The 25,894-nt window shown below is 36.1% G+C and carries 30 protein-coding genes; all 30 read left to right on the top strand.

Annotated elements, in window-relative coordinates; genetic code table 11:
- Positions 1-69 precede the first annotated feature (69 nt).
- The 30 genes from sucC to fliR all read left to right on the top strand — a co-directional run bounded on the left by sucC (position 70) and on the right by fliR (position 25,892).
- A complete protein-coding gene (gene sucC / locus TE34_RS11150; protein ID WP_047984895.1) occupies positions 70-1,236 on the top strand; it encodes an ADP-forming succinate--CoA ligase subunit beta in 1,167 nt (388 codons plus the stop codon).
- Between the two features lie 55 nt (positions 1,237-1,291).
- On the top strand, positions 1,292-2,194 hold the full coding sequence (gene sucD, locus TE34_RS11145; RefSeq protein ID WP_047984894.1) for a succinate--CoA ligase subunit alpha: 903 nt from the start codon (positions 1,292-1,294) through the stop codon (positions 2,192-2,194).
- 105 nt (positions 2,195-2,299) lie between these two features.
- Complete coding sequence (gene dprA / locus TE34_RS11140) at positions 2,300-3,214, top strand: DNA-processing protein DprA (RefSeq protein WP_047984893.1); 915 nt, start codon at positions 2,300-2,302, stop codon at positions 3,212-3,214.
- Between the two features lie 226 nt (positions 3,215-3,440).
- Positions 3,441-5,519, top strand: coding sequence for a type I DNA topoisomerase (gene topA / locus TE34_RS11135; RefSeq protein WP_047984892.1), 2,079 nt, complete (start codon positions 3,441-3,443; stop codon positions 5,517-5,519).
- 437 nt (positions 5,520-5,956) lie between these two features.
- Positions 5,957-6,865 carry a tyrosine recombinase XerC gene (gene xerC, locus TE34_RS11130; protein ID WP_047984891.1) on the top strand — a complete coding sequence of 303 codons (909 nt, stop codon included), beginning with the start codon at positions 5,957-5,959 and terminating at the stop codon, positions 6,863-6,865.
- 24 nt (positions 6,866-6,889) lie between these two features.
- Entirely contained in the window at positions 6,890-7,435 is a 546-nt protein-coding gene (hslV, locus tag TE34_RS11125) for an ATP-dependent protease subunit HslV (RefSeq protein ID WP_330218313.1), read from the top strand.
- A gap of 17 nt (positions 7,436-7,452) precedes the next feature.
- Complete coding sequence (gene hslU, locus TE34_RS11120) at positions 7,453-8,844, top strand: HslU--HslV peptidase ATPase subunit (protein ID WP_047984889.1); 1,392 nt, start codon at positions 7,453-7,455, stop codon at positions 8,842-8,844.
- A gap of 28 nt (positions 8,845-8,872) precedes the next feature.
- Complete coding sequence (codY, locus tag TE34_RS11115; RefSeq protein WP_047984888.1) at positions 8,873-9,652, top strand: GTP-sensing pleiotropic transcriptional regulator CodY; 780 nt, start codon at positions 8,873-8,875, stop codon at positions 9,650-9,652.
- Positions 9,653-10,007: 355 nt separating this feature from the next.
- A complete protein-coding gene (gene flgB, locus TE34_RS11110) occupies positions 10,008-10,403 on the top strand; it encodes a flagellar basal body rod protein FlgB (protein WP_047984887.1) in 396 nt (131 codons plus the stop codon).
- 2 nt (positions 10,404-10,405) lie between these two features.
- Complete coding sequence (flgC, locus tag TE34_RS11105) at positions 10,406-10,861, top strand: flagellar basal body rod protein FlgC (RefSeq protein ID WP_047984886.1); 456 nt, start codon at positions 10,406-10,408, stop codon at positions 10,859-10,861.
- 12 nt (positions 10,862-10,873) lie between these two features.
- On the top strand, positions 10,874-11,176 hold the full coding sequence (fliE, locus tag TE34_RS11100) for a flagellar hook-basal body complex protein FliE (RefSeq protein ID WP_047984885.1): 303 nt from the start codon (positions 10,874-10,876) through the stop codon (positions 11,174-11,176).
- A gap of 120 nt (positions 11,177-11,296) precedes the next feature.
- The gene (fliF, locus tag TE34_RS11095) at positions 11,297-12,871 is read left to right on the top strand and encodes a flagellar basal-body MS-ring/collar protein FliF (RefSeq protein WP_047984884.1); all 1,575 of its coding nucleotides are present in this window, start codon (positions 11,297-11,299) and stop codon (positions 12,869-12,871) included.
- Positions 12,872-12,883: 12 nt separating this feature from the next.
- Positions 12,884-13,897, top strand: coding sequence for a flagellar motor switch protein FliG (fliG, locus tag TE34_RS11090; protein ID WP_047984883.1), 1,014 nt, complete (start codon positions 12,884-12,886; stop codon positions 13,895-13,897).
- The gene (gene fliH, locus TE34_RS11085) at positions 13,890-14,630 is read left to right on the top strand and encodes a flagellar assembly protein FliH (protein WP_053075064.1); all 741 of its coding nucleotides are present in this window, start codon (positions 13,890-13,892) and stop codon (positions 14,628-14,630) included. Before fliG ends, fliH begins: the two co-directional genes overlap by 8 nt.
- Positions 14,627-15,946, top strand: coding sequence for a flagellar protein export ATPase FliI (gene fliI, locus TE34_RS11080; RefSeq protein ID WP_047984882.1), 1,320 nt, complete (start codon positions 14,627-14,629; stop codon positions 15,944-15,946). Before fliH ends, fliI begins: the two co-directional genes overlap by 4 nt.
- Positions 15,947-15,948: 2 nt before the next feature.
- Positions 15,949-16,392: a flagellar export protein FliJ gene (gene fliJ, locus TE34_RS11075; protein ID WP_047984881.1), complete on the top strand. Its 444-nt coding sequence runs from the start codon at positions 15,949-15,951 to the stop codon at positions 16,390-16,392.
- Positions 16,393-16,402: 10 nt separating this feature from the next.
- A complete protein-coding gene (locus TE34_RS11070) occupies positions 16,403-16,984 on the top strand; it encodes a MotE family protein (RefSeq protein WP_047984880.1) in 582 nt (193 codons plus the stop codon).
- A gap of 30 nt (positions 16,985-17,014) precedes the next feature.
- Positions 17,015-18,289 (top strand): flagellar hook-length control protein FliK, encoded by a 1,275-nt coding sequence (locus TE34_RS11065; protein WP_047984879.1) that lies wholly within the window; start codon positions 17,015-17,017, stop codon positions 18,287-18,289.
- A 9-nt stretch (positions 18,290-18,298) separates the two neighbouring features.
- On the top strand, positions 18,299-18,808 hold the full coding sequence (gene flgD / locus TE34_RS11060; protein WP_047984878.1) for a flagellar hook assembly protein FlgD: 510 nt from the start codon (positions 18,299-18,301) through the stop codon (positions 18,806-18,808).
- Between the two features lie 14 nt (positions 18,809-18,822).
- Positions 18,823-19,200: a TIGR02530 family flagellar biosynthesis protein gene (locus TE34_RS11055; RefSeq protein WP_047984877.1), complete on the top strand. Its 378-nt coding sequence runs from the start codon at positions 18,823-18,825 to the stop codon at positions 19,198-19,200.
- Between the two features lie 78 nt (positions 19,201-19,278).
- On the top strand, positions 19,279-20,163 hold the full coding sequence (flgG, locus tag TE34_RS11050) for a flagellar basal body rod protein FlgG (protein ID WP_047984876.1): 885 nt from the start codon (positions 19,279-19,281) through the stop codon (positions 20,161-20,163).
- A gap of 64 nt (positions 20,164-20,227) precedes the next feature.
- On the top strand, positions 20,228-20,446 hold the full coding sequence (locus tag TE34_RS11045; protein WP_047984956.1) for a flagellar FlbD family protein: 219 nt from the start codon (positions 20,228-20,230) through the stop codon (positions 20,444-20,446).
- Positions 20,439-20,858, top strand: coding sequence for a flagellar basal body-associated protein FliL (gene fliL / locus TE34_RS11040; protein WP_047984875.1), 420 nt, complete (start codon positions 20,439-20,441; stop codon positions 20,856-20,858). The genes TE34_RS11045 and fliL overlap by 8 nt, the downstream gene beginning before the upstream one ends.
- Before the next feature lie 32 nt (positions 20,859-20,890).
- Positions 20,891-21,889: a flagellar motor switch protein FliM gene (gene fliM / locus TE34_RS11035; RefSeq protein WP_047984874.1), complete on the top strand. Its 999-nt coding sequence runs from the start codon at positions 20,891-20,893 to the stop codon at positions 21,887-21,889.
- Complete coding sequence (gene fliY, locus TE34_RS11030) at positions 21,879-23,069, top strand: flagellar motor switch phosphatase FliY (RefSeq protein WP_047984873.1); 1,191 nt, start codon at positions 21,879-21,881, stop codon at positions 23,067-23,069. The genes fliM and fliY overlap by 11 nt, the downstream gene beginning before the upstream one ends.
- A gap of 21 nt (positions 23,070-23,090) precedes the next feature.
- A complete protein-coding gene (locus tag TE34_RS11025; RefSeq protein ID WP_047984872.1) occupies positions 23,091-23,453 on the top strand; it encodes a response regulator in 363 nt (120 codons plus the stop codon).
- A 16-nt stretch (positions 23,454-23,469) separates the two neighbouring features.
- Positions 23,470-24,138 carry a flagellar biosynthetic protein FliO gene (locus TE34_RS11020; protein WP_047984871.1) on the top strand — a complete coding sequence of 223 codons (669 nt, stop codon included), beginning with the start codon at positions 23,470-23,472 and terminating at the stop codon, positions 24,136-24,138.
- Positions 24,131-24,796, top strand: coding sequence for a flagellar type III secretion system pore protein FliP (gene fliP / locus TE34_RS11015; protein ID WP_047984870.1), 666 nt, complete (start codon positions 24,131-24,133; stop codon positions 24,794-24,796). Before TE34_RS11020 ends, fliP begins: the two co-directional genes overlap by 8 nt.
- A 43-nt stretch (positions 24,797-24,839) precedes the next feature.
- A complete protein-coding gene (gene fliQ / locus TE34_RS11010) occupies positions 24,840-25,109 on the top strand; it encodes a flagellar biosynthesis protein FliQ (protein WP_047984869.1) in 270 nt (89 codons plus the stop codon).
- Positions 25,110-25,112: 3 nt separating this feature from the next.
- Complete coding sequence (fliR, locus tag TE34_RS11005) at positions 25,113-25,892, top strand: flagellar biosynthetic protein FliR (protein WP_047984868.1); 780 nt, start codon at positions 25,113-25,115, stop codon at positions 25,890-25,892.
- Positions 25,893-25,894 lie beyond the last annotated feature (2 nt).

Genomic DNA, 25,894 nt, shown 5'->3' with positions numbered 1-25,894 from the left:
CTTTTCTTGTACAAATTTCTGTTTTTTAATACAATGAAAATGCAGTGATTTTTGATGGGAGGATGAAGAATGAATATTCATGAGTATCAAGGGAAAGAAATCTTAAAAGGTTTCGGTGTAAAAGTTCCTAATGGATATGTTGCATATACGGTAGATGAGGCTGTTGAGGCAGCTGGAAAATTAGGTACGACTGTTACTGTAGTAAAAGCACAAATTCATGCTGGTGGACGCGGGAAAGCCGGTGGAGTTAAGGTTGCTAAGAATTTAGATGAAGTTCGTACATACGCTAATGAAATTCTTGGTAAGACTCTAGTAACACACCAAACCGGACCAGAGGGCAAAGAAGTTAAGCGTTTACTTATTGAAGAAGGCTGTGATATTCAGAAAGAATATTACGTAGGTGTCGTACTTGATCGTGCTACTTCACGTGTAGTTATGATGGGGTCTGAAGAGGGTGGTACTGAAATTGAGGAAGTTGCAGCAGAAACACCTGAAAAGATCTTCAAAGAAGTTATTGATCCAGTAGTAGGTCTTCTTCCTTATCAAGCTCGTAGACTAGCATTTAATATGAATATTCCAGATGAATTGCTGGGCAAAACTGTTAAATTCATGACTGGATTATACCAAGCATTTGTTGAAAAAGATTGCTCTATTGCAGAAATTAACCCACTAGTAACTACTGGCGATGGAGAAGTATTAGCACTTGATGCAAAGTTAAACTTTGATGATAACGCATTATACCGTCAAAAAGATATTTTAGAATATCGTGATCTAGACGAAGAAGATGAAAAGGAAATTAAAGCATCCAAATATGACCTTAGCTATGTAGCTTTAGATGGAAATATTGGTTGTATGGTTAATGGTGCTGGCTTAGCAATGTCAACGATGGACATTATTAAACATTATGGCGGAGAACCCGCAAACTTCCTAGATGTTGGGGGCGGTGCTACTGCTGAAAAGGTTACAGAAGCATTTAAAATAATCTTATCCGATAAAAATGTTAAAGGTATTTTTGTAAATATCTTTGGTGGAATTATGAAGTGTGATGTTATTGCTGAAGGTGTTGTTGCAGCAACTAAACAAGTTGGATTAGACCTTCCATTAGTTGTTCGTCTTGAAGGTACAAATGTGGATCTAGGTAAAAAGATTTTAAACGAATCTGGATTAAACATTATTCCTGCAGACTCTATGGCTGATGGCGCTGAGAAAATTGTATCCTTAGTTAAAGAAGCTTAGGTGGATGTAAAATCTAGTATATAAAAGACATAGATTTTGGAAAGGACGGACTATAATGAGTGTATATGTAAATAAAGATACAAAAGTAATTGTCCAAGGTATTACTGGTGGTACTGCTAAATTCCATACAAAGCAAATGCTTGAATATGGCACAAAGATTGTTGGGGGAGTAACACCTAAAAAAGGTGGTACAGAAGTAGAAGGAGTACCAGTATTCAATACAGTTCAAGAAGCTGTAGAAAAGACTGGTGCAACAGCTTCTGTAGTTTATGTACCTGCTCCATTTGCAGCAGATGCAATCATTGAGGCAGTGGACGCTGAATTAGATTTAGTAATTTGTATTACAGAGCATATTCCAGTACTAGATATGGTCAAAGTTAAGCGTTATATGGAAGGTAAGAAAACTCGCCTAATTGGACCAAACTGTCCTGGTGTCATTACTTCTGATGAATCTAAAATCGGTATTATGCCGGGGTATATTCATACAAAAGGACACATTGGTGTCGTATCTCGTTCTGGAACTCTAACATATGAAGCAGTACATCAATTATCACAGGCTGGTTATGGCCAAACAACAGCTGTAGGTATTGGTGGGGATCCAGTAAATGGAACAAACTTTATTGACGTATTAAAAGAATTCAATGAAGACCCAGAAACATATGCGGTTGTTATGATTGGTGAAATCGGAGGAACTGCAGAAGAAGAAGCGGCTGAGTGGGTAAAAGCAAATATGACTAAACCTGTAGTTGGGTTTATTGGTGGTGCTACAGCTCCTCCAGGAAAACGTATGGGTCATGCTGGTGCTATTATCTCTGGAGGTAAAGGTACTGCTGAAGAGAAGATTAGAGTTATGAATGAATGTGGAATCGAAGTTGCAGAGACACCATCAGTAATTGGAGAAACAATGATTCAAGTTCTAGAGAAAAAAGGTTTAGCCGAAAAGTGTAAGACACATTAATCAATTAGTTTAGTAGCTATGTTTCACTAAATTAATTGCTACCAGGAACCTAAAAGATGGATACTTTTAGGTTCCTTCCTTATATAAAAGAAAGGAAGTGACAAATTGCTTGAAAATAGAAAACATAGATTAATCCACCTTCATCGCAGTCGTGGATTGTCGAGAAAGTCCCTGCGAAAACTCCTACAATTAGACCCCTCTTTAATGCGAATTTACCGATTATCTTCTACTCAAATAAGTAACTACCTATCCATTGAACAAAAACAAGCAGCGATGCTTCATCATGACTTACATAATAGAGCAATCATACTCGAGACATTACGCGATTTGCAAAATTATCAGGTAATGACAATTATTGACGTAGAGTATCCTCCTATGTTAAAAACAATTAAGGATGCACCGATCGTTTTGTATGCATTAGGGGATACCTCGTTATTGTCCCATTATCCATCGATTAGTGTTATTGGAACTAGAAATCCATCTAGAGAAGCAGGAAATAAAACAAGTTATCTGATAAAGCCATTAATTAAGGAAGATTGGGTTATTATTAGTGGAATGGCAAAGGGCATTGATAGCTTTGCACATCGATTAGCTTTACATGAAAGTGGTAAAACAATTGCTATATTAGGTAGTGGATTTGAACATATATACCCATATCAAAACAAACAACTTTTTCAAGAAATTAAACAGCATGGTTTAGTACTTTCTGAGTATCCGCCAAATGTTAAACCAAGAAAGTATCATTTTCCAGAGAGAAATCGAATTATTAGTGGGCTTAGTTTTGCAACATTAGTTATAGAAGCTACTGAAAAAAGCGGAACAATGATAACGGTAGATCAGGCTTTAGATCAAGGTAGAGAAGTGTATGCTGTCCCTGGATCACCACATATACCTCAATCACAAGGATGCCTTAAACTTATACAAGAAGGAGCAAGAATTGCTTCTTCGCATAAAGATATTGAAACCGATTGGCATATACTTGGGAAGAACTGGTATAACATTAGTACTAATGTTAATTAAAATTCATTGTATGTTTGACAATCCAGTCGTATATATTTATCATAAGTTAGGATTTGTATTAGAATAACTATCTATTTATATAATTTATTATGACTGATTAAACTGAAAATGTTGACATTTTTACTAACTATTCTTACATTTAGATGTATAGCACTTTTTAGGACACGATTGATTTAGCATGTTATATGTACTAGGTTTTTCGTTACCTCAGTTAAGGAGGAAGAGAATGGCAGACTATCTCGTAATAGTTGAATCACCCGCAAAAGCGAAAACAATTGAACGATACTTAGGGAAGAAATATAAAGTGAAGGCATCAATGGGACATGTTATTGATTTACCCAAAAGTCAAATGGGAGTCAATGTAGAAGAAGGATATAAGCCCAAGTATATTACGATTCGTGGTAAAGGTGATATATTAAAGGACTTAAAAAAATCAGCAAAAAAAGCTAAACAAGTTTTTCTCGCGGCCGATCCCGATCGTGAAGGGGAAGCAATTGCTTGGCATTTAGCGCATGCCCTGAATGTGGACGAAAATTCGAAGTGTCGCGTTGTATTTAATGAAATAACGAAAGATGCAATAAAGGAATCTTTCAAAAATCCGCGAACAATTGACACGGATTTGGTAGATGCCCAGCAAGCAAGAAGAGTACTAGACCGTCTAGTGGGGTATAACATTAGTCCACTTCTATGGAAAAAGGTTAAAAAAGGACTAAGTGCTGGACGTGTACAATCTGTAGCATTAAAAATGATTATTGACCGCGAAAAAGAAATCAACCAATTCACACCTGAAGAGTATTGGTCCATTGAAGCTAACTTTCAAAAAGGAAAGGAAGATTTCGAGGGAGCTTTTTATGGGATTGACGGAAAGAAACTAGAAATAAAATCCGAAAGTGAAGTAAAAGAAGTATTAAATAAATTGGTAGATAAACAGTTTAAGATTGATAAAGTCATCAAAAAAGAAAGAAAGAGAAATCCAGCACAACCATTTACAACATCTTCTCTACAGCAGGAAGCAGCTAGAAAGCTAAATTTCAGAGCTAAGAAAACCATGATGATTGCACAGCAATTATATGAAGGTATAGATCTCGGAAAAGCTGCTGGTGGTATTACGGGGTTAATTACGTACATGCGTACGGACTCAACACGTATTTCAGATACTGCTAAAAATGAAGCAAAAGAATATGTAGAAGAAAAATACGGTACAGAATATTTAAGTGCAAGTAAGAAAGAAAAGAAAAATGAAAACATACAAGATGCTCACGAGGCTATTAGACCTACATCGGTAATGAGAGAACCAAGTACTTTAAAACCTATTCTTTCCAGAGACCAGTTACGCTTATATAAGTTAATCTGGGAACGTTTCGTAGCAAGTCAAATGGCCCCAGCGATATTAGATACGATGACTGTACAGTTAATCAATAATAATGTAGAATTTCGCTCTACTGGTTCAAAAGTGAAGTTCAAAGGCTTTATGAAAGTATACGTGGAAGGAACCGATGATAATAAAAAGGTGGAAGACAAACTTCTTCCAAACTTAGAAGAAGGCATGATGATTGATGCTAAAGAGATTACTCCGAACCAGCATTTCACTCAGCCACCACCACGCTATACAGAAGCCAGATTAGTTAAAACAATGGAAGAACTAGGTATCGGAAGACCCTCCACCTATGCACCAACATTGGACACTATTCAACGTCGTGGATATGTAACTTTAGACAATAAGCGGTTTATGCCCACGGAGTTAGGTAGTATTGTAGTTGATTTATTAAGGGAATTCTTCCCAGAGATTATTGATGCGGAATTTACTGCGAAAATGGAAAATGATCTGGATTCCATTGAAGATGGAAAAGTTGAGTGGGTCAATATTATTGATGACTTCTATTCGGATTTTCAGAAGCGACTAACTGTTGCAGAAGAAGAAATGGAAAAGATTGAAATTAAAGATGAACCCGCAGGAATAGATTGTGAAAATTGTGGTCACGAAATGGTCTACAAAATGGGGCGTTATGGAAAATTCTTAGCCTGCTCTAATTTTCCCGATTGTCGAAACACGAAGCCAATATTAAAAGAAATCGGCGTGACTTGTCCTAAATGTAAAGAAGGAAATGTAGTAGAACGTAAATCTAAAAAACGTCGTGTATTCTATGGTTGTGATCAATTCCCAGAGTGTGATTTTGTTTCATGGGATAAACCGATAGCAAGACCGTGCCCGAAATGTGAATCATTATTAGTGGAAAAGAAATCAAAGAAAGAAACCCAAATCGTGTGCACGAACTGTGATTATGAGGAAAATAGTCAAGGATAAAAGAGTCGCTCAGGTGTGAGCGCCTTTTATTTTTTGGCAAAAAGAAAGTGTATATGAAGATGTCTTGATAAGGGGTATAATGTGTTCCAATGTTTTATCATTTTGGAATAGGGTAATAATTAATAAAAGTAGTGATTATAATTTTTGCACAATTGGTAAAAATAATGGATAGGTCATTATTTTCAATATTTGAAGGTATCGAATTATGTCGAAAAATCAAGAGTTCATGATTGACTATTTATTCTAAAATCGCTATACTTATCCAGTGGTAAGCGAAACTACTTGACAGTGCTATACATATAAAGTTCTAGTGTAATTCTTGAATTTTATATTTGTTGCAATCAATTCAGAATTTTGTTACAATTTTGTTAAGTTAATTGCAATAGTTAACTTATGTATGGTATATTTTAATATGGCTGTCAAGTCGAGGTGAGTATTTGGAAAAACTTGAACAATTTCAAAGAGAATTTACAGAATATCTTCAAATTGAAAAAAATGCTTCACCATACACAGTAGAATATTACAACCATGACTTAGAAGAATTCTTTACATTTGTAAATCAAGAAGGAATAGGGACATTGCAAGAAGTTGATCAGCGTTTTGTCCGTGTGTTTTTAACAACCTTGTATGAACGAAAACTAACTAGGAAATCCGTATCTAGAAAAATCTCTAGTATACGAAGTTTCTTTAAGTTTTTAGAAAGAGAAGGTGTTATTGAAACGAATGCCTTTATGCTGATAACCTTGCCGAAAGCTCCTAAACCAATCCCAGGATTCTTGTATGAGGAGGAAATGATCAAACTCTTTGAATCAAATGATACTTCTAACCCACTAGGCCAACGAAATCAAGCCATATTAGAAACGCTTTACGGTACCGGTATTCGTGTAAGTGAATGTCAGAATCTACGATTGAAGGATATCGATTTTTCCATTGGTACTTTATTAGTTAAAGGAAAAGGAAATAAAGAGCGATACGTACCTTTTGGTAGTTTTGCTGAAAAAGCACTTCAATTATACATACAAGATGGTAGAAAGCAATTACTAGAGAAAACAGGTGCATCTACGGAAGCGGTCTTTCTAAATTCAAGAGGCAATCCTATTACAACTAGGGGTATTCGTGTTGTTCTTAATAAGATGGTAGAAAATGCAGCATTGACAATAAGAGTACATCCTCATAAATTAAGACATACTTTTGCTACCCATATGTTAAATGAGGGTGCTGATCTTAGAACAGTTCAGGAACTCTTGGGACATGAAAGTTTATCCTCAACCCAAGTTTATACACATGTCTCAAAGGATCATTTACGTAATATATACTTAAATAGCCATCCTAGAGCTAAAGGTTAGAAATTACGGATGAGGTGATGAATGTTGGCACAAGAAATGCATGCAACCACGATATTTGCAGTCAGGCATAACGGACAATGTGCGATGAGTGGTGACGGTCAAGTGACACTTGGAAATTCAGTTGTTATGAAGCATAAAGCTAAAAAAGTACGTAGATTGTACAATGGCCAAGTTTTAGCAGGATTTGCAGGCTCTGTAGCAGACGCATTTACTTTGTTTGAAAAATTCGAAGGTAAACTCGAAGCGTATAATGGGAATTTAACACGAGCTTCAGTTGAGCTTGCTAAAGAGTGGCGCAGTGATAAAGTCTTACGGAAGTTAGAAGCTATGCTGATAGTAATGAATAAGGAGAGCATGTTGTTAGTTTCTGGTACTGGTGAAGTGATTGAACCTGATGATGGAATTTTAGCAATTGGTTCAGGAGGCAACTTTGCTTTGAGTGCTGGAAGGGCACTTGTAAATTATTCAGACCATCTAACAGCGAAGGAAATTGCACTAGCTGCTATGAAAATAGCTGGTGAAATCTGTGTGTTTACGAACGACCAAATTACGTTGGAAGTACTTGAATAAAGAGGGGGCCAAGCACAATGGGGATGAGTTATACTCCGAGACAGATCGTGAACCAACTTGATAATTATATCATTGGACAACAAAGTGCTAAAAAGTCTGTTGCAGTCGCCTTAAGAAATAGGTACAGAAGAACACTTCTAGATGAAAAACTAAAAGATGAGATCGTACCCAAAAACATTTTGATGATAGGTCCAACAGGGGTTGGGAAGACTGAGATTGCTAGAAGGTTAGCAAGATTAGTTGGTGCTCCTTTTGTAAAGGTTGAAGCTACAAAGTTTACAGAAGTAGGATATGTGGGAAGAGATGTCGAGTCCATGGTTCGTGATTTAGTTGAAATGTCTTTACGGATGGTAAAGGAAGAAAAAATGAATGAAGTCATGGGTAAGGCAAAAGAGGAGGCAGAAAGGAAGCTTGTAAAGCTTTTAGTCCCTCAAGTGAAAAAACAATCCACTATTTCTAATCCATTTGAAATGCTTTTTTCTGCTCAAAGTAATCAAGATGATACTGTTGACGGCGAGAAGGATGAAGAAATAAAGAGTAAACGTAGTAGAGTAGCACATCAACTTGCTTTAGGGGAACTGGAAGACCATATTGTCACCATTGAAATTGAAGAGGTTCCACCATCTATGTTTGACCTTTTACAAGGATCAGGCATGGAGCAAATGGGTATGAATATGCAAGATGCTCTTGGGCAATTCATGCCAAAAAAGAAAAAGAAACGTAAGCTAGCAGTTTCTGAAGCAAGAAAAGTATTGATTCAGCAAGAAGCCCAGAAGCTAGTCGATATGGAAGAAGTTTCACAAGAAGCAATAGCAAGAGCAGAACAATCTGGTATTATTTTTATTGATGAAATCGATAAAGTAGCTGGAAAACAGGATAACTCACCAAATGTATCACGTGAGGGTGTACAACGAGATATACTTCCGATTGTAGAGGGTTCCACTGTTGTAACGAAACATGGACCAGTTAAAACGGACCATATGCTATTCATAGCTGCAGGGGCATTTCATATGGCTAAACCATCAGATTTAATCCCTGAGTTACAAGGTAGATTTCCAATTCGGGTTGAATTAGAGAAACTTACTGTGGATGATTTTGTTCGAATACTAAATGAACCTTCTAATGCCTTATTAAAACAGTATCAAGCTTTATTGAAAACGGAAGGTATAAATGTAGTATTTACAGACAAAGCTGTAACTAGAATCGCAGAAATCGCTTATCAAGTGAATCAAGACACTGACAATATTGGTGCAAGAAGGCTTCATACAATACTAGAAAAATTACTAGAGGATTTGTCATTCGAAGCTCCTGATGTGTCGATGGATAGAGTGGATATAACTCCAGAGTACGTCGACCAGAAACTTAGCACTATTGTGAAAAATAAAGACTTAAGTCAATTTATATTATAAAAAACTATTATTGGAGGATTTGAAGAAAATGGAACTATTAGATCGCGCACGAAAAATCAACTCAATGTTGCAAAAAGCTACAGGGAAATCAGTTAACTTCAACGATATGGCAACTTCTTTAACAGAAGTAATTAAAGGGAATGTGTTCATTCTTAGTAGACGAGGAAAACTACTAGGCTATGCAATTAACCAAGAAATTGAAAACGAGCGTATGAAATCAATGCTAGAAGAAAGACAATTTCCAGAGGAATATACAGAAGGGCTATTCCACATCCATGAAACAACAGCTAACTTGGATATTAATAGTCAGTACACCGTATTTCCAGTAGAAAACAAGGAATTATTTAAAGAAGGATTAACAACAATCGTGCCAATTATTGGTGGAGGAGAACGCCTAGGAACATTAATCATCGGAAGATTAAAAGAACCATTTAACAATGATGATTTATTACTTGGTGAATACGGAGCTACTGTAGTTGGTATGGAGATTCTACATGAGAAAACAGAAGAAATTGAAATGGAAGCAAGAAGTAAAGCTGTAGTTCAAATGGCTATTAGCTCTCTATCCTACAGTGAATTAGAAGCAATTGACCATATTTTTGAAGAATTAAATGGTCATGAAGGTCTACTGGTTGCAAGTAAAATTGCTGACCGAGTAGGTATAACAAGATCAGTTATCGTTAATGCATTAAGAAAATTAGAAAGTGCTGGAGTTATTGAGTCACGTTCATTAGGTATGAAAGGAACTTACATTAAAGTACTAAATGACAAGTTCTTAGTAGAATTAGAAAAACTACGCTCTAGATAAATAAAAAGGAATTCACAGGCAATTGCCTGTGAATTCCTTTTTTTATTTGTCAATACTTAATAAATATTCACAAAAATAGTATATAAGTACTATGAAATAATGATTTATGCCGTTTGTATTACATTCTTCTACAATATTATGTCAATAAAATGACAGTGTTTTACATTATTTAAGGTGAAATGTCATATTAATAGTAAAATATACCTAGTATCATGCTCCTGTTTTGCCCTCGATATTAGAAAACTGTCGAATTTTGATAGACTTTATACTAGATATAAATTACAATATTCGTATAGAACTGTTTATTTATGACCGTTTTTTCAAAAAATGTAGATGTATATAAGGAGGTTGAATGATGGACCTATTTAGTGGAACAATTAATACCTTACAGCAATCACTTAACTATGCTTCTGTTAAGAATCAAACAATTGCTTCCAATATCTCTAATGTAGACACTCCTAATTATAAAGCGAAAGATGTTGTTTTTAAAGATTTGCTCCAACAAGAAATAGCAAGTTCTATTACTGCAAAGCGAACACACCCCAGACATCTACCGTTTGGACAAGATCAAAGGTTATCCTATGAAATAATCCAACGGAACAACACCACTTACAATCATAATGGAAATAATGTAGATATTGATAAAGAAATGGCTGAATTAGCGCAAAATCAAATCTATTATCAAAGTTTAGTAGATCGTATAAATGGTAAGTTTAATAGTTTACAAACTGTAATCAGGGGAGGTAGGTAGTCATGTCTATCTTTAATGCATTTAACGCAAGTGCAAGTGCACTAACAGCTCAACGATTAAGAATGGATGTCATCTCGTCTAATATAGCAAATGCAAATACAACACGTGCAACAATCAATGAAAATGGTGAAGTTGAACCTTATCGGAGAAAAATGGTGGAAATAGAGCCTGCTGATAAGAGCTTTCGTTCCTTTTTACATAAGGCAACTAACTCTAGTGCCAATCCGGCGAGCGGAGTGAAGGTTACCGGGATTGTTGAAGATGAAGAACCTTTTAAATTGGTATATAACCCATCACATCCGGATGCTAACGAGGCTGGATATGTACAAATGCCTAACGTAGACCCATTAAAGGAAATGGTTGATTTAATGAGCGCAACACGCTCGTACGAAGCGAACATTACTGCACTGAATGCTAGTAAAAGTATGTTAATGAAAGCTTTAGAAATTGGTAAATAAGGAGAATAGACGATGAATTTACCTATCAATAATATAACTAGTCCAATAGCAAATATTGCTAACACTAGTAAAACAATTGCACCTGGAAAAGCTCAGGCAAACTTTGCCAATATGTTAAAGAACGCAATCAATAATGTAAATGATCTACAAGTAATGTCAGATAAAAAAACAGAGGCCCTTGCAATGGGGAAAATTGATGACTTGCATGATGTCATGATTACAGCGCAAAAGGCTAGTATTACACTACAAGCTACTGTTGAAGTGCAACGGAAGGCTATCGATGCTTATAACGAGATTATGAGAATGCAAGTCTAAAGTACTTCTATTCTTTATATCGGTAGCTTTTAAAAAGAATTAAGACAAAATTAATAATTAATACCAATGTTTTTATTAAATTAGGCTATTAATTTTGTTTTTGATTTGGCGGGGGAGTGCATGAACAACGAAAAAATAATGAAATTTAATGAAACGGCAAAAACCTTTTGGTCTAGTAGAACAAAAGGTCAAAAAGGATTGATAATAGGTTCTTCGCTCGCTGTTATAGCTTTAATTGCAGTTATTTCATTATTTGCGACGAAATCGGATAACGTGCCATTATACAATAATTTATCCTTACAAGAAGTTGGACAAATAAAAACAGAACTAGATGCAAGAGGTATCCCATACCAACTTGAGGATGGGGGAAAGACTATTTTGGTCCCTAAAGAACAAGCTGATAATTTATTAGTGGATTTGGCTGGTTTAGGGATTCCGAACAGTGGAAATATCGATTACTCGTTCTTTAGTGAAAATACTTCTTGGGGAATTACGGACAATGAATTTAATGTAATGCACTTGGATGCAATGCAAACGGAACTAGCAAATTTAATCAAGAGTATTCAAGGAATAAATAATGCCACCGTGATGATTAACATGCCAAAGGAGCCGATTTTTGTTAATGAGGCTACTCAGCCTACTAGCGCTTCTATAGTTATTGAAACGGCACCTGGACATCGCTTTGAAGGTAATCAAATAAATGCGTTATACCAATTAGTTTCAAAAGCGGTTCCTAATCTTGAACCAGAGAATATTACACTAATGAATCAATACTCCGAGTACTATGACTTAAATAACCAGAATACGGGTGGATTTGAAAACACCTATACGTACCAGCAAACTGTTAAAAAGGATATAGAAAGAGATATACAACGTAGACTACAGCAAATGCTAGGTACGATGGTCGGATTAGATAATGTTATTGTATCTGTTACAGCTGATATTGACTTCACGCAAGAGAATCGTCTCGAAGAAATTGTTGAACCAGCAGATCCTGAGAATATGGAAGGTTTACCTATAAGTGTGGAGACAATCCGTGAAACGTATACTGGAGCCGGTGCTGGTCAAGTTGGAGGAGAAATAGGTACTGGAGACGGTGATATTCCTGGTTATGAAGGTGCTGACAATAATGATGATGGTGAATATGAGTATATTAAAGAAACAGTTAACAATGAATTTAATCGTATTCACAAAGAGATTGTAGAAAGTCCTTACAAAGTTCGCGATTTGGGAATTCAAGTAGCCGTTGACAATAAGGATATTACGAATCAGTTACAAGTAGAAGAAGGTATTACTTCTATATTAAACTCAATTATTACGACTTCAATTGATGGGCAATATGGTGATGTAATTCCAGATGAGAAAACATCTATCATCTTCCAAGAATTTAGCGCAACGAATACTGTACCACAAGATCCAGGGTTTAATATCCCTCCATGGATGTACATTGTTGGTGGGGTGTTGTTGCTAATCATAGTTATCTTATTGATTTTATTGCTAACACGAAAATCAAAAGTAAGTACAGAAGAAGTTCGCGAAGAAGCATTTACTGCCGAATCGATTGATTCTGTCCCTGATATACCAGTGAAGGAAGAGACGGAGTCCATTCAGCGTAGAAAACAATTAGAGAAAATGGCAAGTGATAAACCTGAGGAATTTGCGAAGTTACTTCGTAGCTGGATCGGGGAAGACTAGGAGGTTAGGAAAATGGCACGACAACAAACTCAATTAACAGGAAAACAAAAAGCTGCAATTCTCTTAATCTCTCTGGGACCAGATGTTTCAGCACAAGTTTATAAACACCTAACAGAAGAAGAAATCGAGAAGCTAAGCCTAGAAATATCTTCAGTGAAAAAAGTGGATGCAAGTATGAAAGAGGAAGTCATCGAACAGTTTCACCAAATTGCGCTTGCTCAAGACTTCATTTCACAAGGTGGTATCGGCTATGCTAAGTCAGTTCTTGAAAAAGCTTTTGGTGAACAGGAAGCAAGTAATATAATTAATCGATTAACTTCATCATTACAGGTGAGACCATTTGATTTTGCTAGAAAAGCAGATCCACAGCAGGTGCTGAATTTTATTCAAAATGAGCATCCACAAACGATAGCACTAGTATTATCATATTTAGACCCTGAGCAAGCAGGGCAGATACTATCTGCCCTTCCACAAGAGATGCAGGCAGACATCGCTAAGCGTATTGCAACAATGGATTCAACCTCGCCTGAGATCATCAGCCAGGTAGAGGAAGTACTCGAGCGAAATATTTCTTCATCGTTCACAGAGGATTACACGCAAACAGGGGGAATTCAGACAGTTGTTGAAGTGTTAAACGGTGTTGATCGTAGTACGGAAAGAACAATATTGGATGCCCTTGAAATCCAAGACCCAGAGCTTGCAGATGAGATCAAGAAGCGTATGTTTGTCTTTGAAGATATTGTTATTCTTGATAACCGCGCGATTCAACGTGTTATCCGAGAAGTCGAAAATGAAGATCTGCGTTTAGCACTTAAAGTGGCTAGTGACGAAGTGAAAGAGATTGTGTTTAAAAATATGTCACAGCGTATGGCAGAAACCTTTAAGGAAGAAATGGAATATATGGGTCCTGTACGACTCAGGGATGTTGAAGAAGCTCAAACTCGAATTGTTGCCATTATAAGACGATTAGAAGATATTGGGGAAATTGTAATTGCTCGTGGTGGAGGAGACGATATCATTGTCTAATACCCAACCTGAAGTGAAGAAGTTAATCCAAATCAAACAAATCCACAGGCCTATAATAGAGGAACCTGCAGGATACGAAGACCAAATACAGAATGAGTTGGCAAAATTACAATCTATTCAAGAAAACATTGAATCGTTAAAACAACAACAGGCATCCCTTATAACGGACACAGAAAATCAAATAATACAAGCAAAAGAAACTTGGGAGCAAGAGAAGATTAACCTAATAGAAGAAACAAAAAAACAAGGTTATCAGGCCGGTTTCGAGCATGGTGAAATAGAAAGTAAGCAACAGTTTCAACACCTTATTGTTCAGGCTAATTCCATTATCCAGGCTGCTAAGAAAGACTATGAGTTGACACTTGAAAAAAGTGAAGAGACTATTTTACTTCTTGCGGTTCATGTAGCAGAAAAGATTTTAAAGCACGAGCTAGAACAAAACTCTGAAAGCTTTTTACCGATTGTCAAAGATGCTATCTCTGCGATAAAGGACCAACGTGAAATTTCTATCTATCTACATCCGGATCATTACGAATATGTTCTCGCACAGAAGAACGAGTTGGATAGAATACTAGATTCCAAGGCAACCCTTTCCATTTACTTGAATGAAAGATTAGAATATGGCAGCTGTGTAATTGAACATCCATTTGGAAAAATAGATGCAAGTATCGATACACAATTACTTAATATTCAACAAGTCTTATATGAAATTGTAATGGAGCAAAAAGAATGAATCTATCTAACTATATAAAGGCAATTGAAGAAGCTGATGTCTACAAACGATATGGAAAGGTTCAACGTGTAATTGGAATCATGATAGAATCCGTTGGACCCGCAGCTAATATTGGAGAAGTTTGCTATATACATCCAGCGGTAAACAATCAGAAAACGCCTGTTCTAGCAGAGGTGGTAGGCTTTAATAATGAGAAAATCATTTTAATGCCTTACAACGAAGTTTCGGAAATTGGTCCTGGCTGTCTCGTTGAATCCACTGGGAAACCATTAACTGTTAAAATCGGTAGAAGTCTCATCGGGAACGTAATTGATTCACTAGGAAAGCCATTAGATGGCTCCGAGCTTCCAAAAGGTCTTTCCAGTTACTTAACAGAACAATCTCCTCCTAATCCAATGTCACGACCAACTATTTCTGAACCTATTCAAGTTGGTGTTAAAGCAATTGACTCGACGCTTACAGTTGGAAGAGGGCAGAGAATTGGATTGTTTGCAGGTAGTGGTGTAGGAAAGAGTACTTTACTAGGGATGATTGCACGAAATAGTAAAGCAGACATCAATGTCATCGCATTAATAGGGGAACGTGGCCGAGAGGTTCGTGAATTCATTGAAAAAGACCTAGGTCAAGAGGGATTAAGTAAGTCAATTGTAGTCGTAGCAACTTCTGATCAACCTGCACTTATGAGAATCAAAGGTGCGTATACTGCTACAGCAATTAGTGAATACTTCCGGGACCAAGGATTTAATGTGAATCTTATGATGGACTCTGTAACACGTGTTGCAATGGCACAAAGGGAAATTGGTCTTGCAACAGGAGAACCACCGACAACAAAAGGGTATACCCCTTCCGTGTTCTCAATATTACCGAAGCTTCTGGAACGAACTGGTACAAATAAAAATGGATCTATTACCGCTTTTTATACAGTACTAGTTGATGGTGACGATATGAATGAGCCGATTGCAGATACTGTACGAGGAATTTTGGATGGCCATTTTGTCATGGATCGTAACCTTGCAGAACAAGGTCATTACCCTGCAATCAATATTCTGAAGTCAATTAGTAGAGTCATGAATCAAATCGTATCACCTGAACACTTGGAATTAGCCATTCGAGCAAGAACTTTAATGGCCAAATATGAAGAAAATAAAGATTTGATTCAAATTGGTGCTTATAAACGTGGAACAGACCATGAAATTGATAAAGCTATCCTTTATTATCCAAAGCTAGTTAACTTTCTCAAACAAGATGTTCATGAAAAGCTTACGCTTGAAGAAACGGTTGAAAACCTAAAAATGGTTTTAAATGGAGGTAGTTGATCATGGCAGGAACTCAAACCTTAAACAAAATACTTGATATAAGAGAAAAAGAGAAAAAGGATGCGCAGCTAGCTTATCGGGAGTCAGTTGATGTATTTGAAGATGTTGGAACTAGACTTCTACAATTACTACAAAAAAAGGAAGCCGCTGAAGTAGCTTACGAAGAAGCATTGACTTCAAGTATGAATATTGATTATATCCAAAATCAGTTAGCTTACATTGAAACGCTAATTAAAAAAATAAACGACCTCCAAGTACAAGTTCAACAAGCAAGGTCTAACATGGAATCGAAACAACTCAAGTTGTCAGAGGCTCATGTTGAAACAAAAAAGTATGAGAAGATAATAGAGTTTCGAAAAAAAGAGGTAGCATCTATAGAAAGAAAAGCAGAAAATTCATATATGAATGAACTATCGATCCATCAATATCTTAGTCACAAAAATTAGGTGAATACAAATGGCAAATCAAAGATTAGTAGAAGAAAAAGAGAAAATGAACCCATTTCTATGGTTCCTATTTGCCATAGTAATACCTGTAATTGTTGCAATTACTTTGACAGCAATTGTATTAGCTGTGGCTGGGGTAGACGTAGTGGGCTGGGCAAAGAATACTGGGAACAATATCCCGATTCTCTCTTCCATGATAACAACCGATGAAGAGGCAAGAGAATTAGAAAAAAAAGAAAGTATACAAGCAAAACTTGATAAAAAAGATGATGAAATTGCAAAGCTTAGTGAGGAAAAATTGACTCTTGAAAGTACAGTGGAGCGGTTAGAACAAAAAATTACTAAGTTAGAAAGAGACTTGGATGTAGCAAAACAACAGCCTGAAGAAGAATCTAATAAAACAATCAAACAAATATCTAGTTCCTTTAAGGAAATGAAAAGTGAACAGGCAGCTTTGATACTAGAACAACTGGATACTGGTGCAGCATTCATAATATTAAGTGAAATGTCTAATGAAGATCGAGGGTTAATTATGGAAAACATGAAGCCCGAATCAGCTGCTAATATTGCAAAACGCTTTATTAACCAATAGTTGAGTTTCAACTTGAAAGGGGGTGACAAAATGAATGCAATTGCGATGTTAGCTTCCAATATGCAAACTGTTCCTGAGGCGCCGAAAGAGCAAACTAAATCTGTAGATGCTTCTCCATTGTTTGCACTACTGTTACAAGGTTTAGAGAATCAGCAAGCTAATGAATTACTAAAAAAGGATGAAGTTCATGAGAAGTCATCTAGTAAATTAACAGAGATTCTGATAGGTTTGGACATTGACATTAGTCGAATATTGGAAAATGTCAATTCCGGGAAATCTGAGGAAAAATCAGATGATTCTAGTTCGCTACAGTTATTAATTAATGACTTAAACATCAACTCGGCAAAGCAGTTAGAAGACATTTCTGGGGTTGCAAATGTTGATGTAGAGCTTCTTCAAGAATCTATTTTAGTAGATCAAACAGAAGTCGTGAAGATTCAAAATCAGTTAATGGAAGTGTTTTCTAAGTTTGAAAGTTTACTTTCCCAAACAAACAGTCAACAAGATATTAAAAGGATTGCACCGAAGATATTAGACTTATTAAAGCAATGGACAGCATTGGAAAAACAATTAGTAAGGATGAATGAGAATCCGGAAAAAACAGTTGAGCCAAGCAACTTGAAAATTAATCAAGTGTGGAAAGAAGTATTAGTTGCATATCAGAATCGAAGTAATCTCAATTCTAAGCAAATTTATCACACTGAAGTTACAACCAAAGATGTTGTGAAGTGGATAGACAATGCAATGCAAAATCAACAGCTTACGGAAAAGGTATTACCTGTACTAGATAGTGGATTCCAGAGTAATACATCGATGCCTAAATTAGAACAATATGTCATTTATATTAACCAGAATCAAAGTGGACAGACGGTAGAAAAACAACTACTCGATCAATTCCAGCAAGTGATGAAAACAAGTAAGTTTCTATCGATGCCAAATGGAATGAATCAATTATCCATCTCATTAAGACCAGAAAATCTAGGAGAAATGATGGTCCGTTTTGTAGAACTTAATGGTGAAATGACAGTTAAAATTGTTGTAACAACACAGGCTGCCAAGGATATGCTGGAGTCTAATTTAGGACAGTTAAAGCATATGTTTTCGCCACAACAAGTTGTAATTGAAAGACAGGATGTAGGTGCTGGACAAGGACAAGCCCAGGCAAAACATAGTGATGAACAACAATCATTACATAGCCAAAATCAAAATCAGTCAGACGAATCCGAACAAAAGAGTGATAGCAATCTGGACGGAGATGATTTTGAGACACATCTAGAAGAATTGATTCAAAATGAGAAAGTGTAGGTGATACCGATGCCAGCAATCGATCCATCATTATATTTAAGAAATCAAACTTCGACGAGAGGCGTTCCAGATAACAATCTTGGAAAAGATGATTTTATGAAGATATTAATGACCCAGTTACAGAATCAAGATCCTTCCAATCCGATGGATGACCGTGAATTTATTTCCCAACTTGCTCAATTTTCTTCATTAGAGCAAACAATGAATATGTCTAAGGCAATTAATGAGTTAGTTCAAAGCCAGCAATTGAATCCAATTATTCAATACAGTCATTTAATTGGTAAGACAGTCTCTTATCAAGGTTATAACGAAGAGACGGGAGAAAAGCTTACAGTTCAAACTAGTGAAGTAGTTGCAGTAAGCCAAATAGAGGGTCATGCAGTTCTTGAATTGCGTAATGGAGAAAAGGTATTCGCGGATTTAATTCTTGAAGTGAAAAGCACGGGAGAGGATAGTAAAGATGACGATCTAATTGTAGAAGAGACGAATCAAGAGGTTGATAACTCAGGGTCTGAATAAAGGAAGTGAAGTAAATGGACCATCGAATTCATCAGGTACCGAGACAACAAGCCTTACAGTTCCCTGCGCCAAATAAAGTAAAACATCCTGAAAACCATAACCTTGACTTTAAATCAATACTAAAAGAACAGCAGGAACTGAAAGTTAGTAAACATGCTAGTGATAGATTACAAGAAAGAAACATTCATTTAGATGATAGTCAATGGAAGTTAATTCATGAAAAGGTTACGGAAGCAAAACAAAAAGGAGTAACTGATTCTCTAGTGGTAATGAATAATGCAGCACTTTTAGTAAGTGCAAAAAATAACACAGTAGTAACTGCCATGAATCTAGAAGAAGCATCGAATCGAATCTTTACGAATATTAACGGTACGATATTAATTAATGAATAGGCTGGACCCTTATGGGAGGCCAATAGCTGTTGACCGATTGATACAGCTTACTAAAACCAAAAAAGGGGAGAAATAAATATGCTACGTTCTATGTATGCAGGTATTTCCGGAATGAAAAACTTCCAAACAAAATTAGATGTAATTGGTAATAACATTGCCAATGTAAATACTTCAGGCTTCAAAAAAGGCCGTGTAACTTTTCAGGATATGATGAGTCAGATGACTGCTGGTGCTCAAGGGTCAACTGCTACTCGTGGTGGGGTAAATCCAGCGCAGGTTGGATTAGGATCTCAATTAGGCTCTATTGACAACATCCATACTCAAGGATTCCGTCAAACTACAAATAATCCATTAGACTTTGCGTTAGAGGGAGATGGAATGTTTATAGTTGCTAGTGATTTTAATGGAACTACAAATACTCCTGCAGGAACTCTAAATAATGCGAGTGTTTCATATACACGCGCGGGTAATTTTTACTTGGATGAGGAAGGGTATATTGTAAATCCTCAAGGGTTATATCTAATAGGAAGTAATGTTGAACCTGATGGAGATCCAGATACGGATACTAATGGAAATCTTAACGAATTTATCCGCATAAGTATTCCTGATAATGCACAAAGTTTCTCCGTTCAATCTAATGGAATTGTCAATTATGTAAATGAAAATGGTGCAACAGTCGTTGCTGGTCGTATTTTATTAGCTAATTTTTCTAATCCAGCGGGTCTTCAAAAAGCTGGTAGCAATTTATTCTTAGAGAGTGCAAACTCTGGAGCCCCTGTAAGAGTGGTTCCTGAAACTGAAGGTGTTGCTTCAGTAGTCAGCGGCGCCCTAGAAATGTCCAACGTAGACCTAGCTGAAGAGTTCACCGAAATGATTACAGCACAACGTGGGTTCCAAGCAAATACCAGAATCATAACAACATCTGATGAAATCCTACAAGAACTCGTTAATCTAAAACGATAATAGGGAGGTAGGGTGATGTCATCAGGGGGGATATTTCTCCTTGATGACATCTTCTTCCAATTTTATGATAAAACTTAAACGTTTAAATGGAGAATCATTTACATTAAATGCTTTCATGATTGAACAGATTCAATCCTATCCAGATACCACCATTACACTAATTAATGGAAAAAAAGTGGTTGTTCAAGAACCAGAAGATATAGTAACAGAACTCATAACATCTTTTTACCAAAGGATAGGTATCATACATTCACTAAGCGAGGTGGGGAACTCAAGTGAGTAGATTAGTAAAAACAATGCTATTATCATTAGTTATTATTATTTTAGTAGGTGTAGTAGCTGCTGTAATCGTGTTAAACGTATTAGATAAGAAAAATGATGATAAGGAACAAACCATTGATGAGATTATTGAATACTCTTATCAAACACCTGAAATAACAACCGACCTTAGTGATGGAAGCTTTGTTCGTATTCAATTTCAAATCGTAACGGATAGTAAAGATGCGAAAGAAGAAATCGCTAAACGAGAATTCCAAGTAAGGAATATTCTCATTAAAGAATTGGCAACGATGGATGAGGAATCCTTTAAATCTGGGCTGTCTAATGTAGAAGATATCCTGACAGTAGAACTTAATAAAGTGATGACTGAAGGATTAATTCAGGATGTTTATACGATTAATAAAATATTACAGTAGAAATAAATACTCATGTTTGGAGGTGAGTATCTTTGGCCGATGAAGTTCTTTCGCAAAACGAGATTGACGCCCTTTTATCAGCACTAACGACTGGAGATATGGATGCAGAAGAACTTAAAAAGGAAGAAAGTGAGAAAAAGGTTCGTGTATATGATTTCAAACGAGCTTTGCGATTTTCCAAAGACCAGATTCGAAGTATCGGTAGGATTCATGAAAATTATGCAAGATTATTAACGAGTTTATTTTCATCACAGCTTAGAACTTACGTTAATATCACGGTTGCATCTGTTGACCAAATACCTTATGAGGAATTTATCCGATCTATACCTAAAGTTACGGTTTTAAACCTTTATAATGTCTCACCACTTGATGGAAGAATAATCATGGAGGTTAACCCTAACATTGCTTATGGCATGCTTGATAGATTGTTAGGTGGTCGAGGAGGTTCTATTAATAAGATTGATAGTCTAACTGAAATTGAAACAATACTAATCTCTCAGCTTTTTGATAAAGCAACAATTAGTCTTAAAGAGGCATGGGCGTCGTTAATAGATATAGAACCAGAACTAGAGGATATGGAAATCAACCCTCAATTTTTACAATTAGTTTCCCCTAATGAAACAGTCGTCGTTGTATCCTTAAATACGGCTATTGGGGAAGTAAGTGGGATGATTAACATCTGTATTCCACATATTGTCCTAGAGCCTATTATTTCTAGGCTTTCTGTCCAATACTGGATGCAAAACACAACAAAGAAACGAGATCCAGAAGCTGCGGATAAATTAGCTAAAAACCTAGAAAAGGTTCATATGGATGCAAAAGCAATCCTTGGTGAAACAACGATGAGTATTCAACAATTTTTGGATTTAAATAACAATGATGTTATTGCATTAAATCAAACAATAGATGAGCCACTAATCTTAAAAATAAATGAAGAGCCTAAATTCCATGTACAACCTGGTAAATTCAAAAATAAGTTATCTGTACAGGTGTTGGAAGAAATAAAGGAAGGAGTTGAAGATGATGAATGATGGTATGCTGTCTCAGGATGAAATTGATGCTCTATTAAATATTGGAGCTGAGGAAGAATCTGTTGTTCCAACGAATGATTCAAAAAAAGGTACACGAGATTTAAATGAACATCTATCATCAATTGAAATTGATACCTTAGGAGAAATTGGAAATATTTCATTTGGAAGCTCTGCAACTACACTTTCAACTCTTTTAAACCAAAAAGTTGAAATAACAACACCGCAAGTATCCATTATTACTAAGGATGAAATCGAAGAAAACTTTCAATTTAACCATGTAAGTGTTCAAGTTAATTACGTAGAAGGTTTTAGTGGTAAAAATGTTTTAGTTATCAAGAAAGAAGATGCAGCAGTAATTTCTGACATTATGCTAGGTGGCAACGGACAAGGTCCTTTTGGTGAACTAAATGAAATCCATTTAAGTGCCGTTCAAGAGGCAATGAATCAAATGATGGGGGCAGCAGCAACTAGCATGTCTACTGTCTTTGAAAAGCGCGTGGATATTTCACCACCTTCTATATCACAGAACGATCTTCCGAATGGTTCAGAGAATAATGAGGAAGATGTGCGCGTAAAAGTGTCGTTTCAATTAAAGGTTGGTAACTTAATAGATTCCAATATTATGCAATTGATGCCGTTAAACTTTGCGAAGCAGTTAGTAGAGGAATTAATGAATAATCAGGAAAGTAAAGTGGAAGCTGCTGTGGCAGTAGAGCCACTTGAGGAACCAATCGTAAGTCAAGCAAACCAAGGGCATTCCATGATGGGACAAGCTTCAGGATTTGGAAATAATACAATGCAGCAAACAAATCCAGTACAAGAACCTCAATTAATTGGTAATACGATGTTTCAAAACCAATCCAATATACAGCAAGCTGAGTTTTCTAGTTTTGAACAACAAGAACCGGTTATTAATCAACCTAGAAACTTAGATATGTTACTAGACATTCCATTAAAAGTAACTGTTGAATTAGGTAGAACGAAACGTACCGTCAGGGATATATTAGATCTAACTTCAGGGTCTATTATCGAATTAGATAAACTAGCTGGTGAGCCTGTCGATATCTTAGTGAATGAAAAGTTAATCGCTCAAGGTGAGGTAGTTGTTATTGATGAAAACTTTGGGGTACGGGTAACTGATATTATTAGTCAATCCGACCGTTTACTGAAGCTGAAATAATCATACTAGGAGGAATTATACATGAGTAAACGCATCTTAATTGTAGACGATGCAGCTTTTATGCGAATGATGATCAAGGACATATTAACAAAAAATGGTTTCGAAGTTGTAGGGGAAGCACAAGATGGAGTGCAAGCAGTTGAGTTATACAAAGAACTAAACCCTGATTTAGTAACGATGGACATTACTATGCCAGAAATGGACGGTATTACTGCTCTGAAGAAAATTAGAGAAGCAAGTCCAAATGCAAAAATTATTATGTGTTCAGCAATGGGACAACAAGCAATGGTAATTGATGCTATCCAAGCTGGTGCGAAAGACTTTATCGTAAAACCATTCCAAGCAGATCGAGTTATCGAAGCAATCCAGAAAGCCTTGGATTAAGAAACGAGTGATAAAGTTGAGTAAGAAAAGTGGTTTGGGGATACTTCTTGGCTTAGTACTATTCCTTATAGTTTCCCCAACATACGTTCATGCTGATGGAGATAAGGTCAGCGATATGTTCGAAAATAACACACAAAACACAGAAAACTCTGGTACCGACTCAGGTACGAACACCGGAGAAAATCCTCCAGCAACAGAGGAAGAGCAGTCTGAAAGTGGATCAGTAGTTTTTAGTCTGATCCAAATGGTCTTTGCACTATTTCTAATTCTTATTTTAATTTACTTGTTACTAAAATTCTTAAATAAACGCAATAAGCTATTTAACCAAGTGAAAGCTCTTGAAAACCTTGGTGGTATCACAGTTGGTCCTAGTAAGTCCATTCAGGTTGTACGAGTTGGGGGAAAACTCTATTTGATCGGAGTAGGGGAGAATGTACAGCTTTTAGAGGAGATTATAGATGAGCAGATGAAAGAGGAAATTCTTAAAAGCTATCAAGAGCAATCTGATTTCAAAGCAGAGAATGTACTGTCTTTCTTCCAACGTAAAACTAATCAAGTAGTAGATAAAGAGAATACTAAGGATCAAAATTTCAAGAGTCTTTTTTCTAACGAACTAGAAAAATTAAAACAAAACAGAAAACACTTAGTAAATAAACATACCGAGAAGGAAGATAACTATGAATGAATTTATCGATATGTTTTCTAGTTCCGATCCTACTAATGTCTCTACATCGGTTAAGTTAATCCTGTTGCTGACAGTCTTTTCTTTAGCACCTGGTATCTTAATACTGATGACTAGTTTTACTAGAATCGTTATTGTTTTATCGTTTGTTCGAACGTCCTTAGCAACACAGCAGATGCCACCGAATCAAGTTCTAATTGGATTAGCGCTCTTTCTATCATTTTTTATCATGGCACCGACCTTCAGTGAAGTATATGAAGAAGGTCTACAACCGTTATTCAATGAGGAGATTACACTCGATGAGGCCTATACCAAGGCTAGTGCACCGATTAAGAACTTTATGGCAAAGCATACAAGGCAAAAAGATTTAGCGTTATTTTTAAGTTATGCAGAAATTGAAACACCTGAGAGTGTTCAAGACATACCACTTACAGCATTAGTACCCGCATTTGCAATCAGTGAATTAAAGACAGCTTTTCAAATGGGTTTTATGATATTTATCCCTTTTCTAATTATTGACATGGCTGTTGCAAGTATCCTTATGTCTATGGGGATGATGATGTTACCCCCTGTTATGATTTCCTTACCATTCAAAATTTTGTTATTTGTAATGGTGGATGGTTGGTATTTAATTACTCACTCGCTACTTTCTGGTTTTTGACGAAAAGTGATTTAGGATTTAGGTAAAAGGAGGGTGTCTCTCATTGAGTAGTGAATTTGTATTAGCTTTAGCGGAGAAAGGAATCTACACCATACTACTAATAACAGGTCCACTGCTTATTTTGGCACTAGCAGTTGGGTTACTTGTCAGTATATTTCAGGCAACTACACAGATTCAGGAACAAACCCTTGCTTTTATTCCTAAAATAGTCGCTGTTTTGGTTGGTTTATTGTTCTTTGGTCCATGGATGTTAACCACTTTAATCGAATTTACAGTAGATTTATATCAAAACCTGAATCGGTTTGTAGGGTAGACTATGATAGAGTTAATTAATATTAATAGTTTTCCAATCTTTCTACTTATATTGGTACGTGTATTAGGTTTCTTCGTGACAATGCCTTTGTTTTCTTATCGAACCATTCCGTTGCCATTTCGTATCGGGATTAGTGTGTTTTTAGCCTTTATTATGATATATACTGTTGATTCTTCTGCAATTATTGTTGATGAATCATATTTCTTTCTCCTAATAAAAGAAGCACTTGTCGGCATTTTAGTAGGACTTATAGGCTATATCATTATATCAGCCGTGCAAGTTGCTGGTGGATTTATTGATTTTCAAATGGGGTTTGCGATTGCAAATGTAATGGATCCACAAACTGGTGCGCAAAGCCCAATTACAGGACAATATTTTTATATCATCGCACTTCTCTTTTTACTATCGGTTGATGGTCACCATTTGTTAATAGATGGAATTGTAAATAGTTATACATTTATTCCAATCGATGCATTTATACCATTTCAAAACGAGAATATTGTTGAATTTGTTATAAAAGCATTTAATAATATGTTTCTCATTGCTTTCCAAATATCAATACCAATTGTTGGTTGCTTGTTTCTAGTAGATATTGCACTTGGCATTATTTCAAGAACAGTACCCCAGTTGAATGTTTTTGTAGTTGGTCTACCTTTAAAGATCTTAGTTAGTTTTGTGGCTATTCTTATTTTCTTAAGTCTTTACATTGTTCTAGCGAAAAATTTGTTTGGCTATATGTTTGAAGTCATGCAAGGACTGATGTCATTATTTGGAGGTGCTTAAAT

It is taken from the genome of Ornithinibacillus californiensis (assembly GCF_001038485.1).
In the GTDB taxonomy this organism is placed as follows: domain Bacteria; phylum Bacillota; class Bacilli; order Bacillales; family Amphibacillaceae; genus Ornithinibacillus; species Ornithinibacillus californiensis.
Note: the sequence above shows the minus strand (reverse complement) of the source record. Positions and strands in the feature narration are given on the sequence as shown.

Coding starts and splice junctions, on each gene's coding strand:
- fliR (WP_047984868.1), top strand. CDS start 25,113: ATGATAGAGTTAATTAATATTAATAGTTTTCCAATCTTTCTACTTATA.
- flgC (WP_047984886.1), top strand. CDS start 10,406: ATGTCTATCTTTAATGCATTTAACGCAAGTGCAAGTGCACTAACAGCT.
- fliE (WP_047984885.1), top strand. CDS start 10,874: ATGAATTTACCTATCAATAATATAACTAGTCCAATAGCAAATATTGCT.
- TE34_RS11055 (WP_047984877.1), top strand. CDS start 18,823: ATGGACCATCGAATTCATCAGGTACCGAGACAACAAGCCTTACAGTTC.
- flgD (WP_047984878.1), top strand. CDS start 18,299: ATGCCAGCAATCGATCCATCATTATATTTAAGAAATCAAACTTCGACG.
- sucC (WP_047984895.1), top strand. CDS start 70: ATGAATATTCATGAGTATCAAGGGAAAGAAATCTTAAAAGGTTTCGGT.
- hslU (WP_047984889.1), top strand. CDS start 7,453: ATGGGGATGAGTTATACTCCGAGACAGATCGTGAACCAACTTGATAAT.
- fliF (WP_047984884.1), top strand. CDS start 11,297: ATGAACAACGAAAAAATAATGAAATTTAATGAAACGGCAAAAACCTTT.
- fliG (WP_047984883.1), top strand. CDS start 12,884: ATGGCACGACAACAAACTCAATTAACAGGAAAACAAAAAGCTGCAATT.
- TE34_RS11070 (WP_047984880.1), top strand. CDS start 16,403: ATGGCAAATCAAAGATTAGTAGAAGAAAAAGAGAAAATGAACCCATTT.
- fliP (WP_047984870.1), top strand. CDS start 24,131: ATGAATGAATTTATCGATATGTTTTCTAGTTCCGATCCTACTAATGTC.
- flgB (WP_047984887.1), top strand. CDS start 10,008: ATGGACCTATTTAGTGGAACAATTAATACCTTACAGCAATCACTTAAC.
- fliJ (WP_047984881.1), top strand. CDS start 15,949: ATGGCAGGAACTCAAACCTTAAACAAAATACTTGATATAAGAGAAAAA.
- fliI (WP_047984882.1), top strand. CDS start 14,627: ATGAATCTATCTAACTATATAAAGGCAATTGAAGAAGCTGATGTCTAC.
- TE34_RS11045 (WP_047984956.1), top strand. CDS start 20,228: ATGATAAAACTTAAACGTTTAAATGGAGAATCATTTACATTAAATGCT.
- codY (WP_047984888.1), top strand. CDS start 8,873: ATGGAACTATTAGATCGCGCACGAAAAATCAACTCAATGTTGCAAAAA.
- TE34_RS11025 (WP_047984872.1), top strand. CDS start 23,091: ATGAGTAAACGCATCTTAATTGTAGACGATGCAGCTTTTATGCGAATG.
- fliY (WP_047984873.1), top strand. CDS start 21,879: ATGATGAATGATGGTATGCTGTCTCAGGATGAAATTGATGCTCTATTA.
- sucD (WP_047984894.1), top strand. CDS start 1,292: ATGAGTGTATATGTAAATAAAGATACAAAAGTAATTGTCCAAGGTATT.
- TE34_RS11065 (WP_047984879.1), top strand. CDS start 17,015: ATGAATGCAATTGCGATGTTAGCTTCCAATATGCAAACTGTTCCTGAG.
- flgG (WP_047984876.1), top strand. CDS start 19,279: ATGCTACGTTCTATGTATGCAGGTATTTCCGGAATGAAAAACTTCCAA.
- topA (WP_047984892.1), top strand. CDS start 3,441: ATGGCAGACTATCTCGTAATAGTTGAATCACCCGCAAAAGCGAAAACA.